Origin of the sequence: Hydrogenovibrio sp. 3SP14C1, assembly GCF_029625905.1 — a bacterium.
GTDB lineage: Bacteria > Pseudomonadota > Gammaproteobacteria > Thiomicrospirales > Thiomicrospiraceae > Hydrogenovibrio.
Genome location: NZ_JARTLM010000240.1, coordinates 1 through 250 on the forward strand (window position 1 = coordinate 1; position 250 = coordinate 250).

Annotated in this window: 1 protein-coding gene; it reads right to left on the reverse strand. The window is 41.6% G+C overall.

Features of this window, described 5'->3' with window-relative positions; translation table 11 throughout:
• The coding region (locus P8629_RS12410) for a PTS transporter subunit EIIB (protein WP_278166406.1) at positions 1 to 250 on the reverse strand (250 nt) is incomplete at both ends.

Genomic DNA, 250 nt, shown 5'->3' on the forward strand with positions numbered 1-250 from the left:
CAACCAACTCTGTTTCTGCAACCGATACGCGTAGGCGAGTAATACAAGCATCTAAGTTAGTAATATTTTCTTTACCACCAAATGCCGCTACTAATTCACCGGCTAACTCTGATCCTGTTGAAGTATTCGCATCAACGGATTCATCTTCACGACCCGTTGTTTTCAGATTCAAGGTACGAATAACAAACGTAAACACCACATAGTAAAGCACAGCGTAAGCAATACCTAGACCTACCAGTAGCAACATGTT